Below are 17,498 nucleotides of genomic sequence, written 5' to 3' on the forward strand. Positions count from 1 at the left end.
AATGGAAATGCAAACGTATTCAGAAAGAAGAGAAGCAGTTGATTTAGGTTTAATCAACTGCTTCTCTTCTTATTTGTCAGATAACGACAGCTAATTCCTATGTTAATCATTTCTAAATTAAAGCTGAATTTGTAGTTTAAGGTTCATTTAAGCTAGCGAAGGTATTCTTTTATTATCAACTTATTAAAAAAGGAGTTTTAATCATGCAAAGAAAAAAAACTCGCTATGCGATAATTAGCTCTATGTTTCTTTTAGCTACGCTCACAGCATGCACAGATACAAGTGCAACGAGTACAACAGATACACTCACAACCACGACAAGTAGTGTAGTCGAAGATAGTTCAACCGAAGAAGGAACGGATGCTAGCTTTTTTACTAATGAAATAGTTCATTCAATCAGCATTGATGTGGATGAAAATGAATTAGCAAGCTTAATTGAATCCTATCAAACTGATGGAACGAAAGAATGGATTGAAGCATCAGTTACAATTGATGGAACCACTTTTGAAAGTGTCGGTTTAAAATTAAAGGGAAATTCAACTTTACGAACAATTTCTAATCAATCTTCAGAAGAAATTAAGGTTGAAGAATTACCCTGGGTTATTCGTTTAGACAAATATGTGGACGACCAAGAATATATGGGACGTTCACGCTTTGTCATTCGAGGGAATAATACAGAATCATCGTTAAATGAAGCTGTAGCTTTAGCGATGTTAAATGAAGCGGGTGTTCAAACAGAAGAAAGTACCTTTTCAAGTTTTTCTATCAATGGTTCTGAGGCAAAATTACGTTTAGTGATTGATGTACCGGATGATGATTTATGGACAGAAGAACACTTTGGAACAGAAGGTGTATTATATAAAGCGGAGTCTGGTGGCGATTATTCTTATCGAGGAACTGAAGTTAGTGATTATGACGGTGTTTTTGAACAAAAATATGGACAAGATGACTTTACACCATTAACTACCTTCCTTGAATTTATTAACAATGCAACGGATGAAGAGTTTGCTGAACAGTTGGAAGACTATCTAGATGTCGATGCATTTGCAACTTATTTGGCTATGCAAGATTTAGTCGGTAATGAAGATGATATTGATGGACCAGGAAATAATTCGTATCTTTATTACGATTATGAAACCTCGAAAATGACGGTTGTTGCTTGGGATCAAAATTTATCTTTAGTCAGTGGCATGATGGGGAATCGTCCGGAAGGGGAGTTTAATCCGGAAGATTTCTCTGGAACAGAACGACTTGAACTTCCAGAAAATGGAAATTTTGAAGATGGTGAAGGGTTTGAACCACCCGCAGACTTTGAAAATGGCGAAATGCCCACTGAACCATTGGAAGGTGGACGACCGAATGGCGAAGGGATGAAAGGCATAGGAGAAAATACCTTAGCTACTCGTTTTAGAGAGAATAGTTCATTTAGCGAATTAATTGAAGAAAAGAAATCTGAATATACAGCTTCCATTATCGACAGTCATTTTGCGAGTGATGTTTTAGAACAATATCAAACGTTATTAGCTGAACAAGCATCTGATTTCATTGATTCTGAAACATTAAATTCAGAAGTAAGCACTATTTCTGAGTACTTAACGAATACTTTAAGTGAAACTACAACAGAAACACAAGAAACGACTTCAGAAGTTCAATAAATTAACTTAAACCTATCTTTGATTTTTTATTCAAAGATAGGTTTTTTTGTACGTAACGTGAAGAATTTCTGGAACAATTTACTTTTCAAATTAACTAATCTATATTTTAATAGTGGGTATAAGGAGGGAAAAGAATGAAGACACTCGTTATCGTTTCGCATCCAGACATCTCAGGTTCTAGCAGTCAAAAATATTTGAAAGACTCTTTTCCTCAATCTGAAGCACTGACGTATCATCACTTAGAAACAATTTATCCAGATGGGAAAATTGATACAAAACAAGAGCAACGTTTACTAAAGGAACACGATCGTATTATTCTCCAATTTCCTTTCTACTGGTATTCATCTCCAGCTATGTTAAAACAATGGTTAGATGATGTGTTGGCAGAAGGCTTTGCTTATGGACCTCGAGGCACTGCACTCAAAGGGAAGGAATTGGGTTTGGTTTTAATTATTGGTGCTGCCGAAAAAGAATATCAAGTAGGTGGAAGAGAAGGGTTTACTATCAGTGCCTTAACAACCCCTTATCAAGCAATGGCGAAAAAGCTACAAATGACTTTTTTAAAACCATTTTTGATTTATCAATTTCAATATATGAACGAACAGGAGAAGATGCGCTTACTTATCGGCTATCAACAATATTTGGCCATACATGATTTTGATTCCTTACGTGCCAAAGAGCGGTGGTATTTAGAGCAATTATCTCAATTAAATGAGACATATTTACCCGAAAATAGCGGATTTATTCTTGAACAAATAGAAGAATTTATCATAGATACACGGATGGAACTTGATGAAATCCAAATGTATCTTGATGGCACAAGTTAGAAAGGAGTAGCTATGGAATTACAGTGGATTAACGAACAATTAGATCAGTTATTTTCAGAGAGTCGTGATTACAAACAAAAAGCTTTTCTGTTAGGATTAAAAGAATTGATTATAGAACAGCAGAAAAGAAAAGAGCAATTACAAAGCAGATTAGATGGTGAATTATGGTCACCTAAAGGATGGCAAGAGTAAATTTTTTTTCTTTCTTGTTGTCTTAGAAAAAATTGCTGTCAAAAAATTCACTACATCAACCAAGGCGTACGAACCGTTTAGTTACAAGTAAATGGTTCGTACGCCTTGGTTTTGATTATCCTTGAAAATGTTTCTAGTCTACCAAAAGGACCGAATTAAATGTTATAATGTAGGTTAATTTAAAAAATTTCAAACTAGAGGAGGAGTAAATGAAATCAAGTAAAATTTTTCGTCTTATATTTACTAGAATGTTTTTTATTAGTGCGTTTACTTTTGGAGGAGGTTATGTAGTTGTTCCAATGATTCAGCAATATTTTGTGAAAGAAAATAAACTGCTTAAAAATCAAGAAGTGCTTGATATGGCAGCAATTGCTCAATCCTCTCCTGGAGCTATCGCAGTGAATTTATCAGTATTGACAGGTTATCATTTAAAAGGATTGAAAGGGGCTTTTGTAGCAGCGGTAGCAACATTATTGCCCCCCTTACTTTTATTATCAGTTATCTCAATGTTTTATGTGAGTTTTCGTCAAAATATGTTAATTGCGGCTGTTCTAAAAGGGATGGAGGCCGCAGTAGTTGCGATGATTATTGATTTTATTATTAATATGACACAAACAATTACGCAAGAAAAAAACTGGTTTTTCATGTTATGGATTCCGTTGTCTTTTGTTGCGAATTATTTCTTTCATGTCTCGGTTATTTGGATACTGCTTATTTGCATTGCAACCTCAATTGGCTATGCCCTATATAAAAAGTAAAGGAGAGCAGATATGTTTGCATTGTTTTATACATTTCTTAAGATTGGTCTTTTAAGCATTGGTGGTGGATACGCTATTATTCCATTAATTCAAATGGAAGTAGTAGAAAAAATGGAGTGGTTAACAATACAAGAATATAGCGATATTATTACCATTTCGCAAATGACACCAGGACCATTAGCAGTAAACACTGCTACATTTGTTGGCTTACGCGTATTGGGGATACCAGGTGCAATCGTAGCAACTGTAAGTTGTGTCATTAGTGGCTGTCTTATCTCAATGATTTTTTATCAATGGTATCTTAAAAATAAAGAAAATAAATTTTTCCATTATGTCATCACAGCATTAAAATCAGCCTCTTTGGGACTGATTATTTCTGCAGCAGTATTGATGATTTTACTTGCATTATTTGGAACCATGTCTTTGAAAGATCAAAATTCTGCGTTTAGTTTGACGGCATTGTGCATTACCATTATTTCCTTATTTTTATTGAGAAAATACCGAATAAATCCGATTATGTTATTGATTTTAAGCGGTTTTGCAGGAATCATTTTTTATTATCCATGGTGAAAATGAATAAGTGGTTGATATAAAGCTGTAGTAAGAGAAAAATAAGTAGGGAATAAGGAAAACTTATCACCTACTTATTTTTTAGTATGAGTTTCAAAAAAACTTTAAATGTTTATTCCATCTATTATCTGAATTTAAGAAGGAGTAATTTTAGATACATCTTTTAAAAAGAACGATACAATCCCAGCTATCACGGCAATAAGCACACCACAAATGATAAATAGAAGAGAAGTCCCTGATTTTTCTAGGATGCCCCCTGCTAACATTAACACAAAAGGTTGTAAGACAGATGGTAGAAGAAACAAACTCATGATGATTCCCATATTTTCAAGTAAAGCAACGCGGTGTAATTTTGTAAGGAGTAGAATATTCAAAATTCCCCACAACAGGCCAACTATCAATAAAATCATTCCAAGTAGCCATATATTATTGATTAATCCAACTAGAGCAAAGGCAAGTCCTAAGCATAGCATGATCGTTAACAACTCTTTTTTACTTGCTTTAAATTTAACGAAAAAGGCTATAATTACTCCGATTACTACCCCAATTCCCAATAAAGATAATAATAAATTAAGCATTTCCGTCGAAACATTTCCTGCATTTAGCTGTGACACAATTGGTAAAACAAATTGCTGTAATCCAGAAATAGGTAGGTTGACGACTGCGCTTACTAGCAATAATAAAATCACTTGAATAGCGTTACTGGTCTGTTCGCCAGGACTTGAAGATACCTTATTGGAAAGCAAATCATCTTGGTTAGTCTTCCGTTCGATAATAAAATTAACAACGCCCAATAAGGTCACAATTATTAATACAATACTTAGGTAAATGAACAGTGGTTGATAAAAAAATAGTGACAGCGCTAAACTGGGAATACTCAGTAAAACCAGTTGATTGATTAATTGAACCAGACTGTTTGCTCGAATTAAATTTTCTTGTGCTACCAATTTAGGAATGACAGAATATAATCCTGGAACGATTAGAGACCAAACGATTGCGAAACCAATACTAACTAAATAAATAATTACTGGGCTATTCATTTCACGAATAAAAAGGCCCAAATTAAGAACACCAAAAATGAAAGTAAGGAGAGCTCCCCATTTTATTATACGAATATTTCCCAACCAATCCGTCAGAAAACCACTTAATGGAAGCATAATCAACTGAGTAGCTGCTAGATAAAGCATGGCTCGCCCATAAATTAAAGTCCATCCAGTAAATGAAGCACCAGCATTGCTCTGCATCTCATTAATAAAATATGTGAAGAAAACTTGCATAAATTGACCAAAAGTAAAGAATAAGAAAAACAGCAATAAATATAAATAAAAAATTCCCCATTTCTTTGTCATGACACTTCCTCCTCCAATTAATTAATGCTTCATAATTTAATTATAATGTATTTTTAAGGTGTTTAATACTATTAAAAATAATGAATTTTTTATCTATTTGATTTAGAAACTAAAAGTGAGACTTTAAAACTATGTATATGTTTACTATAATCAAACCGTATATTAAATGACAAAAATAAGAGGATTAAGGTATCAAAATAGTCAAAGAAAAATATCTAAATTAATCAATTGCCAGTATCTGACGAAGGTACTGGCACTTATTCTATAATTTTATGAGTTGCAACAAGTGAACAATTCTACTCAAAACTTGTTGCAATGAAATGTAATATTCAGTATTCAGTTATCAGCCTATAATAAAAATGTATTCATGATAACGCTAACAAAAATGAAGTTTTTTTAAGTTAGGATGTGCGTATCATATGTTAACAAAACGACAAAAGGAATTACTTGAACTACTAGAATCAAGAGATGATTTTTTAACGGTTCAATTTATTGCAAATAAATTAGGCGTCTCAAAACGAACCATTCATTCCGAGTTGAACCAGTTAGAAGATTATATTCAAAGTTTAGGTAAGTACTTTGAAAAAAAGAGAGGGGTTGGAGTTGTATTAAGGGAATTAAAGGAACAGGAGTATCAAAAAGAGACTGATGAAGTGACTGATTTGTACGACACGGTTACAAGACGGATAGATATTATGAAAATACTGCTTTTTGAAGAACGAGATGTCAGTTTTAATCATTTATCTGAGATGTATATGGTAAGTAAAACATCCATTAGCAAAGACTTTGAATATATTATGCGAATTCTTCGGGCTGGTTCTAACATTGAATTAGCTAGTGATGTGCATGGTACCAGAATTTCAGGAAGTGAATTAGATATTCAAAAAGCTTGTCTACAATTTAATCGTTATATTATTAGCAATTCAGATTTTTATTATGAAGATACGATTCCAATGAAAATGAATGTTCTTGCTCCGTATTATGGGGACAAAATTATCTCAGTATGTACCAATATTTTATATAACTATGTACGAGATAATAGCAATGCAATTTCTGATTATTACGTACAAAACGTATTGAACATTTTTATTATTTTAGTTTATCGCAGTTTAAATGGACATCACATTCAAGAAAATGAAGAAACTGAAAATGCTGAATATACATTATTTTTTGAAGAAAGTGCTGTTCGTCTATTGCACAAAGCTGCATTACGTTTAAATTTTTCATATACAAATGAAGATGTAAAATTTTTCTCTCAACATCTTATATCGAATCGTTTTGAATCTTTACCAGAAGAGAGCATTGATAGCGTTGTTGTTCGTGAGTTGTTGACGCAAGTGTCGGAAGCATTATCCATTGATTTTTCAAATGATAAGAAATTAGAAGAACAATTAATTAATCATATTCCACCGATGATTTATCGCTTGCGTTCAAACAATAAAACCGATAACCCTTTTACAGAACAAATAAAGACAGAATTTTCTTTAACCTTTAATGTTATTTGGGTAGTTTTAAGTGAATACGAGAAAATTTTAGGTATTTCATTTAATGAAGACGAAATTGCATTTTTAACAATATATTTTCAATCAGCCATTGAACGAGCAAAAATTAATCGTAAAATTTTGGTGATTTGTCAGATGGGTATCGCCACGTCGGAATTGTTAATGAATCGAATTAAAAATATTTTACCGTCTCTGGATACAATTGAAGTTGCATCAGTCGCAGAATTAGAACATATTGATGTTCATCAATTTGATTTAGTTATTTCAACAATCAAAATAGAAATTCCCGAGAAAAACATATTATTTGTTTCACCATTTTTAACAGATAATGATATCGAAAAAATTAAAAAGTCTGGCTATCAGCCAAGTAACATCAATAAAATAAATCCTTTATTAGCGTCGCATCATTTAAAAAAATTTATTCAACCAGATTTTATTTATATGGATACAGATTTCTCGTCTAAAGAAGAAGTATTCAATACGATTGGATCAGAATTGGTAAACAAACAATTTGTAACATCAGAGTTTGTAGAAAATCTTTTTCAACGAGAAAAATTAGGCGGAACCGATCTTCCTTCTGGTACAGCAGTTCCTCATGGAAATCCGATACATGTTCATCAAACTGTGATTGTGATTGTAAAAAACAAGAAGAAATTCAAATGGGAAAAGTACTATGTTGATATTATTTTCTTAATTTGTATTGCGAAAAAAGATACCTCGCAAACAAGGCGAATTTTAGCTGACATTTACAACATAGTTGATGATTCGAACATGCTTAAAGAAATGAGAGGGAATTTTTCTAAAAAGGATATATTGAAAAACTTAGGGAGTGAGTAAATGTGGAAAAACCAGAAAGTAACAAGAATGTAATTTCCGAAGACTTAATTTTTTTAGATAAAGAAGTTAGTAGTCAAGATGAAATCATTCAACTTATTGTCGATAATGCACAGGAAAAAGGATATGTCAGTGATAAAGAAAATCTTTATAACGCAGTCAAAAAAAGAGAACAAGAAGTTCCTACTGCCATAGGTTATTCCATTGCCATTCCACATGGAAAAACGGACGCAGTAAGCCATCCCTTTATTGCTTTTGTTAGAGCAGAACAAGAAGTTCGCTGGACAGAAAAAAGTGAAGAAATGGTTCGCTTGATTTTTCTAATTGGTGTTCCAGAAAATAGTGAAAATAACTTACATTTAAAATTTATCTCTCAATTAAGTAAACGACTTTTAGATGAGGAATTCAGAGATAAATTATTGAACCAAAAAAATAAAACGGGTGTCTTTGAACAATTAAGTTCAATTGAAATTTAAGGAGGAATTATAAATGAAAGTAGTAGCAATCACAGCATGTCCAACAGGAATCGCCCATACGTATATGGCGCAAGAAGCAATTGAGAAAGAATGTAAAAAACGTGGATACGAGGTAAAAGTTGAAACACAAGGAAGTATGGGAATTGAAAATGAATTAGAGCAAGACGAAATTGATGCAGCTGATGTAGTTATCTTAGCAGTAGCAATCGGTATTGAAGGTGAGGATCGTTTTGAAGAAAAAGAGAGTGAAGGCAAAGTACTTACCGTTGATCCTGGTGAAGCAATTAAAAAGATTACAGAAGTAATTGATCGCGCTGAAAAACTATAGTTCTTCACTAAATTAAGGAGTCGATAATAGATGAATAAGAAACAAAATAATTTCTTTAAAGATGTACAAAAAGCATTTAACACAGGTGTGTCCTTCATGTTGCCGGCAGTTGTCGTCGGAGGTATCTTTTTAGCAATCTCTTTAGCGACTGGTGAAGCAACGGATGCAGGGATGGAAGTTACTAATCCATTCATGAAAAATATTTTGGACATGGGGTCTGCAGGCTTTGCGATGATGATTCCACTATTATCTGGATACATTGCTAATTCATTAGCTGGCAAACCAGCTTTAGTACCCGGCATGATTTTGGGATACATCGCCAATAATCCAATTGGTGAAAGTCAAGTAAAAACAGGATTTTTAGGCGCAATGATACTAGGTGTAGCAACTGGTTATTTTGTTCGTTGGATTAAAACATGGAAAGTGCCGGCTACGATTCGTACAATTATGCCAATATTAATTGTACCGGTTATTACAACTTTTGTCTTAGGGCTACTTTATATTTATGTTATCGCTGTGCCGATTGGAGCCGGCATGGACTGGTTAGTTGATGTTTTAGGTAAAATGCAAGGAAGTAGTGCCATTATTTTAGGAATGATTCTTGGCGCAATGACGGCTTTTGACATGGGTGGACCGATTAATAAAACAGCGACAGCATTCACAATTGCTCTGATGGCAGAAGGCGTTTATGAACCAAATGGTGCGCATCGAATCGCTTGTGCAGTTCCACCATTAGCGATGGCTATCTCTACTTTCATTGATCGTAAAAAATATACAACTGCAGATAAAGATTTAGGGATTTCGGCTTTCTTTATGGGCTTAATTGGAATTACAGAAGGTGCAATTCCATTTGCCGTTAAAGATATTAAGCGCGTACTTCCAGCAATTGTAATTGGTAGTGCAATCGCAGGTGGTTTAGGGATGGCCAATGGAGTTGAAGCCTTAGTTCCACATGGTGGCTTAATTATCTTACCTGTAGTTAACGGTAAATTATGGTATACGCTCTCAATGTTTATCGGTGTCTTTGTTTCAGTGGCCATTCTGCATTTTACAAAACCAAATATTGATACTGTTGAAGAAAACTAATTCGTATTTAAAAAGTTAGTCTAACTAACCATGTGTAAAGTAATGTTGTTACACATCTGATTGAAAAAACAGTTCGAACGAAAGAGCATTTTATTACAACTAGGTATGTCACTGATAAGGGGAGTCAAATTTACATTGACTCCCAAATATATCAAAAAGAGAATACATTATTCCATGTGACAACTTGTTGACCGATAGGCAGAAGTTCCTTTCCAGTAAATAAATTAACATTAAGATAGGACAAGCATATCGTGACACTCAAATTGAAAGGTACCAAGTAGCGAGCATAGCTTTATTGACATCAGAACAAAAGATGTTTCGTAGTTAAGTGCTGATTTATTATTACAAATGTTATTTAATTTCACAAAGAAACGATTGTTGTTTTTGGAGATAATGAGCGTGATTTTGTTGAAGATTGTTTTATTAACTTATTCAATTGCAACAACTATACAAAACACCTGTGAAACTTGTTGAAGGAATTTGTAATATTCAGTATTCAAAAACAATTTTATACTAAAAAAGTAATAGCTGATGTATGAAAAGTCATAAAAAAATAGAAATTGGAGATGGTAGAGAATGGAAAAATTACCAATCAAAACAGTCGTCGAAGGTTTATTAGAATTACAAAAAACGGGTGAAAGTGCAACGTTACTTGGCATTGGTCCAATGTCTAAAAACTGTGTTCAAGCAACATTGGAATTATCACACGAAGATGACTATCCTGTAATGTTTATTGCTAGCCGAAATCAAGTAGATGCAGACGAATTAGGCGGCGGTTATGTAAACGGATGGAATCAATTCACATTTGCAAAAGCAGTTGAAGAAGTTGCAGAAGAAATCGGTTATGACAATTTGTACTATTTATGCCGTGATCATGGAGGTCCTTGGCAACGTGATCAAGAACGTAATGACCATCTACCAACAGAATTGGCAATGGAACTAGGACAAAAATCATATACAGCAGATATTGAAGCAGGTTTTGATTTATTAATGATTGATCCTACTAAAGATCCATTTGAAGTTGGAAAAGTCATTCCATTAGATACTGTTTTAGAAAGAACTGTTGATTTGATTGAATTCTGTGAAAAAGAACGTAAAGCACGTAACTTGCCTGAAATTGGTTATGAAGTAGGAACAGAAGAAACAAATGGTGGTTTAACTTCAACAGAAACTTATGAAACATTTATTTTACGATTAAAAGATGAATTAGAAAAACGTGGTTTACCAATGCCAACATTTATTGTTGGACAAACAGGAACGTTAACACGTAAAACAGAACAAGTTGGAACATTCAACTTCAAGAATGCTTATGATTTAGCACAAATGGCGAAACAATATGGTGTTGGTTTGAAAGAACACAACGGGGACTATTTAGATGATATAACATTATTAGAACATATTCCTTCTGAAATTACAGCAACAAATGTCGCACCTCAATACGGTACAGAAGAAACACGTGCTTATTTAAACCTTGCAGCTGTAGAAGCACGTTTAGTAGAAAATGGACTAGTGAAAGAAGCTTCTAATACCCGTGAAACATTATTAATTCATGCGATTAAGAGTGAACGTTGGAGAAAATGGATGGTTGGCGAACAAAAAGAATTGACGGTTGAGCAAATCTTAGATTCTGGTGATGATCAATTACAAGCAGAAATTTTAGATATTGCTGGTCATTATACGTTTAATGATGATGAAGTAAAAGCTGAAATTGAAAAATTGTATGCTAACTTGAAAGAATACAATATTGATGGTCAACGTTACGTAGTAGACCATATCAAACGTCCAATTCGTGACTATGCAGAATGCTACAATTTAAAAGGTGTTACTACTCGAATTAAAAATGTTTCTAAATAAGAAGGGATAGGAAGAAGAATGAAATTTTTCTTAGACACTGCAAATGTTGCTGAAATTAAAAAAATTAATACCTTGGGCTTAGTAGACGGTGTTACAACAAATCCTACTATTATTTCAAAAGAAGGCCGTGATTTTGAAGAAGTTATTAAAGAAATTTGTTCAACTATCGATGGTCCCGTCAGTGCAGAAGTAACTGGTTTGACTGCTGATGAAATGATTAAAGAAGCAAGAGTCATTGCAAAATGGGCAGACAATGTTGTAGTGAAAATCCCAATGACAGAAGAAGGTTTGCGAGCAGTTCATGTTCTTTCTCATGAAGGAATCAAAACGAATGTGACATTGATTTTTACTGTTGCTCAAGGTTTGATGGCGATGAAGGCAGGTGCAACTTACATTAGTCCATTTGTTGGTCGATTGGAAGATATAGGGACAGATGCGTATGAGTTGATTGCTAATTTACGAAATATCATTGATTTTTATGGCTTTGATACAGAGATTATCGCAGCAAGTATTCGTAACTTACCACATGTTGAAACAGTAGCTAAACTAGGCGCTCATATTGCAACAATCCCAGGCAATTTATTTCCTAAGTTATGGGGACACCCTTTAACTGATCAGGGAATTGAAACATTTTTAAAAGACTGGGAAGCATTTAATAAATAGAGTGAGAAGGATAGCTAATCGCAAGGTTAGCTATCCTTTTTAAGAAAAGAGGATAAATATGTTTACAGCAATAGATCAAAAATCTATCAATGCCATTCGAACATTAAGTATTGATGCCGTTGAAAAAGCAAATTCGGGACATCCGGGTTTACCAATGGGTGCTGCTCCAATGGCTTATGTTTTGTGGATTAAATTCTTAAAAATTAATCCGACAACTTCTAAAAAATGGACGAATCGTGATCGCTTTGTTTTATCAGCAGGTCATGGATCGGCTCTATTATATAGTTTATTACACTTATCTGGTTATAACGTATCCATTGATGACTTAAAGCAGTTTCGTCAATGGGATTCCTTAACACCTGGTCATCCAGAAGTCACACATACAGATGGTGTGGAAGCAACGACTGGACCACTTGGGCAAGGAATCGCAATGGCTGTTGGAATGGCAATTGCGGAAGCCCATCTTTCTGCGACTTACAATCAGGAAAATTATCCGATTATGGATCATTATACCTATGCATTGTGTGGAGACGGTGATTTGATGGAAGGTGTTTCTCAAGAAGCAGCATCAATGGCCGGTCATATGAAGTTGAATAAATTAATTGTTTTATATGATTCAAATGATATTTCTTTAGACGGACCAACGTCAAAAGCCTTTACTGAAAATGTAGGACAAAGGTTTGAAGCCTATGGTTGGGAGCATCTTTTTGTTAAAGATGGAAATGACTTAGATGAAATTTATACAGCCATTGAAACAGCACGAAAATCAGATAAACCAACATTAATTGAAGTAAAAACAGTCATTGGTTACGGGTCAGTTAATCAAGGCACATCGAAAGTTCATGGTTCACCTCTAGGGCAAGAAGATACAAAGAAAGTCAAATCTTTTTATGGTGTTAATTCAGAGGAAGCCTTCACTGTCTCTAAGGAAGTTCGTAGTCATTTTATTGAGCAAATTGTTTGCCGAGGTGAAAAAGAAGAACGCGAATGGCAAGCTCTTTTTGCAAACTATGAGAAAGAATATCCTAAATTAGCTAGACAATATTTGGAAGCCTTTAATAATGAATTACCTAAAGATTGGACAGAAAATCTACCCGCTTATGAAGTTGGTACAAGTGCGGCGAGTCGTGTGACAAGTAAAGAGATTATTCAAGTATTGTCACAAAATATTCCTACACTATGGGGTGGATCAGCAGATTTATCAGCTTCTAATAATACAATGGTATCAGCTGAAACTGATTTTTCTCCAGAAAATTATGCAGGAAGAAACATTTGGTTTGGTGTCCGTGAGTTTGCGATGGCCGCTGCGATGAATGGTATTCAACTTCATGGCGGAAGTAAAATATATGGTGGAACGTTCTTTGTTTTTGTTGATTACTTACGTGCAGCAGTTCGCCTAAGTGCTCTACAAAAATTACCTGTAACCTATGTTCTGACGCATGATTCTGTGGCTGTTGGCGAAGATGGACCTACACATGAACCTGTTGAACAATTAGCAAGTTTACGTTGCATGCCCGATATCCATGTCATTCGTCCAGCTGATGGAAATGAAACTGTCGCAGCTTGGAAAGTAGCTATTTCTTCCAAAGATACACCCACTGTTTTAGTCTTAAGCCGTCAAAATTTACCTGTTATTCCAGGTACCATCGAACTGGCGACAGAAGGTGTTCCTAAAGGTGGGTATGTCATTTCTCCATCACAAGGAGAAAAACCTGAAGGCATTTTAATTGCGACTGGTTCAGAAGTAAATTTAGCTATTGAAGCACAACGTAAACTTTTAGCAGAGGGAAAAGATGTTTCGGTAGTGTCTCTACCAAGCTTTGATTTATTTGAACAACAAGATAAAGCTTATAAAGAAACAGTATTGCCCTCTGATGTATTGAAACGAGTATCAATTGAAATGGGCGCAAGTTTTGGATGGGAAAGATATGTAGGTTTTACAGGGAAAATTATTGGCATTGATCGTTTTGGAGCTAGTGCACCTGGAGATACCGTTATTGAAAAATACGGATTTACGGTTGAACACGTAGTAGACACCTACAATTCACTATAATAGATGCCTTCGCTACTATTAATTAAGGAGACAGATAATGAAAATTGCAATTGCTTCGGATCATGGAGGATTTGAATTAAAAGAGCTTCTCAAAGCACATTTATCTGAAAGGGATATAGATTATGAAGACTTTGGTACGACTGCCGCTATGGTTAGTGTAGACTATCCAAATTATGCACAAAAAGTTGCAAATGCTATTTTAACAGAAGCAGTCGATTGCGGTATTTTGATTTGTGGAACAGGAATTGGCATGAGCATTGCTGCTAACCGAAACAAAGGTATTCGAGCTGCAGTTGTTGGCGATGTATTTTCAGCGAAGGCAACAAAAGAACACAACAATGCCAACATTATTTGCTTAGGCCAACGTGTAACAGGCGACGGTCTAGCTCAAATGATTGTGGATGCATGGTTGGATGCAACGTTTCAAGGGAAACGTCATCAAAATCGAATTGACATGATTGAAAATTAATAAAGTAAATAGTTTGTTTGATTACCTGGAGAAAGTTCAGTATTATCTTGAGCTTCCTCCAGGTAAATTTATTAAAAATGACAAGGAGAAGAAGCAATGAAAAAAATATTCGTTTTTGATATTGATGATACAATGTACGATCAACAACACGCATTTGGAAGAGCATTGAATAATTTAGTTATTAATGAAAAACAATTGAATATTCCTGCTCTTTATCAATTAATGAAAGAATACGGAGATGAAGCTTTTTCAGAAGGCTTTGATAAGAAGAAATTGAAAGCGATGCAAATATTTCGCATTCAGCGTGCACTACAAGATTACAATATTCAAATTACAGAAGAACAAGCCATTCAATTTCAATTGGACTTTGAAGATTATCAAAATGAGATTCAATTATTTCCAAAAATGGAAGAACTTTTAGATTTATTGGTGAATGAACAGCAAATTATCGGAATTATTACTAACGGTACGATAAAAAAGCAATCTAAAAAAATCACTATGTTGAATTTGGATAAATGGTTCCCACAAAATCGCATGTTTATTTCTGAAAAGGTAGGGATTTCTAAGCCGGAAAAATTTATTTTTGAACAATTTGAGAAAAAATTAGATTTTCCAATAAATAAGCAACATTTTTATTATATAGGTGATAATTATCAAAATGATATTGTAGGACCAAAATCAGTAGGATGGCATACGATTTGGGTGAACTATCGAGGGTATAGAGAAGAAAAAGAATCTTTATCCGATTATATTGTACATTCGCCCGATGAATTATTATCTGTTGTTCAAAGACTTGTATATAAGTAAAAAACACTTCATTTGATTCGATCTATGCAAATTGTTTGCACTATGTTGATGCAATCAAATGTGGTGTTTATTTATATAGCTAGTAGTTATATTAGTAATAGGAAACGTTTTCTTTTTAAGGAGTAAAAATATGAATTCTAGACAAATAAAATTACTCAAAATATTGTGTGCTAATAAAGATTATGAAGCAGTAAATCAAATTGCTGAAAGACTCAACATTTCAAGAAGAACGGTATTCAATGATTTAAAAATAGTTGAGCAGTTTTTAATCACGAATCAAATTCCACTACTTAAAAAACAGGGGAAAGGGATCAAAGTGACTATCAATTATAAAGATACATGTAGAATTCAAGAACTTATTGATTATGAAGCGACTAGTTTTGAAATTACTGAAGTTGAAAGCCGATTTTTGGAAAATATTGAAACGCTGTTAAAAGGGAAAAAAGTCACGTATGAATCATTGGCTGCAACGTATTATATCAGTAATTCCTCTGTTGCCCAATTGTTTGAAAAAATAAAATTATTCTTCTCAGATAAAGCAGGATGTACCTTTTACTCTGGTTCACAAGGTAGTTATGTTACTGGTTCAGAATCTCAACTTCAATTTAGTTATACAAAGCTAATCTTTGAAAGATCTAAAAATACAAGTGAATCTTATGTTTCATCGGATAATCATATCCAATTTTTAAAGCAATCATTTGGTGAGAGAGCAGTCAATAGTTGTATGGACATGTTAAATGACGTACTAGAGCTGAATATATCACAATTTAATGTTATCTATTACCGAGAATTGCTCACTAAATTGGTCGTGATGATTCATAGAATCCAACAAGAGCATCATGTTGAAGATACTTTTATGAATTCAACATTAGTTTTACAGTTGGAATCTTACGCTGCAATGAAAGAATATTTGAACTTGGTAGGAGAAAAATTATCTATCATATTTACTGAAGCAGATATATTTTATATGAATCATCTGTTCATTGGTTATGGAATAAATGTTTCTGATAATAAGCAGGTATATCAGAAACAAGTGAAAGAAATCGTTCAACAACTTATTGTTAGAATGAGTGATGTTAGCTCTATTGATTTTAGCCAAGATGACGTTTTAAATAAACAATTACTTGCTCATGTTGAGCCAATGCTATATAGAGTCAAACGGAAAATTCATTTTAAAAATCCGATGTTGGAGACAATCAAAAAAGATTATCCCATTATTTTTCATCTTGTTGCATTGGTTGTAAGTGACCTTCAAACATCTATGGGATTAGTGATACCTGACGATGAAATTGCATTTTTAACGATTCATTTTCAAGTTTCAATTGAAAAAAATCATCGGATAAAACGTGTGCTAATTATTTGTTTAAATGGCGTAGCATCCTCTCAATTGTTAGCTTTAAAAATTCGGCGTTACTTACCTCCGCTAGACATTATGGAAGTTAGTTCATTGGAAGAGGCTAAAGATATTGATTTATCAAGGATTGATTTTATTGTTTCAACAGTTAAAGTCAAAATTGACACTGTCCCTGTTTTCTACGTATCGCCATTTATTTCTGATGAAGATTTATCTCAAATAAAAAACTATTATTCCAAATCTTTATTACAATCTGAACAAAAATTATTGTCAGGAAATTCTTCTAAGTCTATTGGAAGGCATTTTTTAGAGGGAGCATTGTTATATGAAACAAGTAATTTCTTAACTAAAGAAGAAGTATTACTCTTTCTAGCAACAGAAACCGAAAAACATGAGTTGACAATAGGGAATACGTATGAAAACTTAATGAAACGTGAACAGATTAGTTCGACAGCGTTTGTTAATGGCATAGCAGTTCCCCATCCATCACCAAAATTAGTGAAAAAAACACAAATATTAATTATTCGTAATACAACCCCTATAGAATGGGGGAATGGCAAAGCAAAATTAATTTTTTTGCTTTGTATGAATGAAAAAGACTTACACCAAGCTAAAAATATATTAACCATAATTATTGAAATTGCTAATTCGAAACAAAAATTGAGTCAGTTCATGGAATTAGACTCAATTGTTAATTTTTTTCAAAATAGGAGGAGTTAAA

Annotated in this window: 16 protein-coding genes; 15 read left to right on the forward strand and 1 reads right to left on the reverse strand. The window is 33.7% G+C overall.

Annotated elements, in window-relative coordinates; genetic code table 11:
• Positions 1 to 203: 203 nt before the first annotated feature.
• The 5 genes from AC4BC7_RS02770 (at position 204) to AC4BC7_RS02790 (ending at position 4,002) form a co-directional block, all read left to right on the forward strand.
• Positions 204 to 1,655 (forward strand): CotH kinase family protein, encoded by a 1,452-nt coding sequence (locus AC4BC7_RS02770; protein WP_490503780.1) that lies wholly within the window; start codon positions 204 to 206, stop codon positions 1,653 to 1,655.
• A 134-nt stretch (positions 1,656 to 1,789) separates the two neighbouring features.
• Positions 1,790 to 2,482 (forward strand): NAD(P)H-dependent oxidoreductase, encoded by a 693-nt coding sequence (locus AC4BC7_RS02775; protein WP_207940377.1) that lies wholly within the window; start codon positions 1,790 to 1,792, stop codon positions 2,480 to 2,482.
• A 12-nt stretch (positions 2,483 to 2,494) separates the two neighbouring features.
• Positions 2,495 to 2,674, forward strand: a complete 180-nt coding sequence (locus AC4BC7_RS02780) for a hypothetical protein (protein ID WP_207940378.1) — start codon at positions 2,495 to 2,497, stop codon at positions 2,672 to 2,674.
• A gap of 209 nt (positions 2,675 to 2,883) precedes the next feature.
• Positions 2,884 to 3,432 carry a chromate transporter gene (locus AC4BC7_RS02785; RefSeq protein WP_490503781.1) on the forward strand — a complete coding sequence of 183 codons (549 nt, stop codon included), beginning with the start codon at positions 2,884 to 2,886 and terminating at the stop codon, positions 3,430 to 3,432.
• A gap of 12 nt (positions 3,433 to 3,444) precedes the next feature.
• Complete coding sequence (locus AC4BC7_RS02790) at positions 3,445 to 4,002, forward strand: chromate transporter (protein WP_490503782.1); 558 nt, start codon at positions 3,445 to 3,447, stop codon at positions 4,000 to 4,002.
• A 134-nt stretch (positions 4,003 to 4,136) separates the two neighbouring features.
• Here the strand turns inward: AC4BC7_RS02790 and AC4BC7_RS02795 are convergent, their stop codons facing one another.
• Entirely contained in the window at positions 4,137 to 5,351 is a 1,215-nt protein-coding gene (locus tag AC4BC7_RS02795) for an MFS transporter (RefSeq protein ID WP_490503783.1), read from the reverse strand.
• A gap of 419 nt (positions 5,352 to 5,770) precedes the next feature.
• Between AC4BC7_RS02795 and AC4BC7_RS02800 the strand changes: the two genes are divergently transcribed.
• The 10 genes from AC4BC7_RS02800 (at position 5,771) to AC4BC7_RS02845 (ending at position 17,497) form a co-directional block, all read left to right on the forward strand.
• Positions 5,771 to 7,690 carry a BglG family transcription antiterminator gene (locus AC4BC7_RS02800; protein ID WP_490503784.1) on the forward strand — a complete coding sequence of 640 codons (1,920 nt, stop codon included), beginning with the start codon at positions 5,771 to 5,773 and terminating at the stop codon, positions 7,688 to 7,690.
• Positions 7,691 to 7,692: 2 nt separating this feature from the next.
• Positions 7,693 to 8,163, forward strand: a complete 471-nt coding sequence (locus AC4BC7_RS02805; protein ID WP_207940383.1) for a fructose PTS transporter subunit IIA — start codon at positions 7,693 to 7,695, stop codon at positions 8,161 to 8,163.
• A gap of 13 nt (positions 8,164 to 8,176) precedes the next feature.
• Positions 8,177 to 8,491, forward strand: coding sequence for a PTS fructose transporter subunit IIB (locus AC4BC7_RS02810; protein ID WP_207940384.1), 315 nt, complete (start codon positions 8,177 to 8,179; stop codon positions 8,489 to 8,491).
• A gap of 30 nt (positions 8,492 to 8,521) precedes the next feature.
• Positions 8,522 to 9,577 (forward strand): PTS fructose transporter subunit IIC, encoded by a 1,056-nt coding sequence (locus AC4BC7_RS02815; protein WP_207940385.1) that lies wholly within the window; start codon positions 8,522 to 8,524, stop codon positions 9,575 to 9,577.
• A 576-nt stretch (positions 9,578 to 10,153) separates the two neighbouring features.
• Positions 10,154 to 11,431 carry a class II D-tagatose-bisphosphate aldolase non-catalytic subunit gene (locus AC4BC7_RS02820; protein WP_490503785.1) on the forward strand — a complete coding sequence of 426 codons (1,278 nt, stop codon included), beginning with the start codon at positions 10,154 to 10,156 and terminating at the stop codon, positions 11,429 to 11,431.
• Positions 11,432 to 11,449: 18 nt separating this feature from the next.
• Positions 11,450 to 12,094 (forward strand): fructose-6-phosphate aldolase, encoded by a 645-nt coding sequence (fsa, locus tag AC4BC7_RS02825; protein WP_207940387.1) that lies wholly within the window; start codon positions 11,450 to 11,452, stop codon positions 12,092 to 12,094.
• Positions 12,095 to 12,152: 58 nt separating this feature from the next.
• The gene (gene tkt, locus AC4BC7_RS02830) at positions 12,153 to 14,147 is read left to right on the forward strand and encodes a transketolase (RefSeq protein ID WP_490503786.1); all 1,995 of its coding nucleotides are present in this window, start codon (positions 12,153 to 12,155) and stop codon (positions 14,145 to 14,147) included.
• Between the two features lie 37 nt (positions 14,148 to 14,184).
• Positions 14,185 to 14,616, forward strand: a complete 432-nt coding sequence (rpiB, locus tag AC4BC7_RS02835) for a ribose 5-phosphate isomerase B (protein WP_490503787.1) — start codon at positions 14,185 to 14,187, stop codon at positions 14,614 to 14,616.
• A gap of 96 nt (positions 14,617 to 14,712) precedes the next feature.
• On the forward strand, positions 14,713 to 15,423 hold the full coding sequence (locus AC4BC7_RS02840; RefSeq protein WP_207940390.1) for an HAD family hydrolase: 711 nt from the start codon (positions 14,713 to 14,715) through the stop codon (positions 15,421 to 15,423).
• Between the two features lie 130 nt (positions 15,424 to 15,553).
• Entirely contained in the window at positions 15,554 to 17,497 is a 1,944-nt protein-coding gene (locus tag AC4BC7_RS02845; RefSeq protein WP_490503788.1) for a BglG family transcription antiterminator, read from the forward strand.
• Position 17,498 lies beyond the last annotated feature (1 nt).

The sequence above is a fragment of the Enterococcus sp. AMC1623 genome (assembly GCF_058216495.1).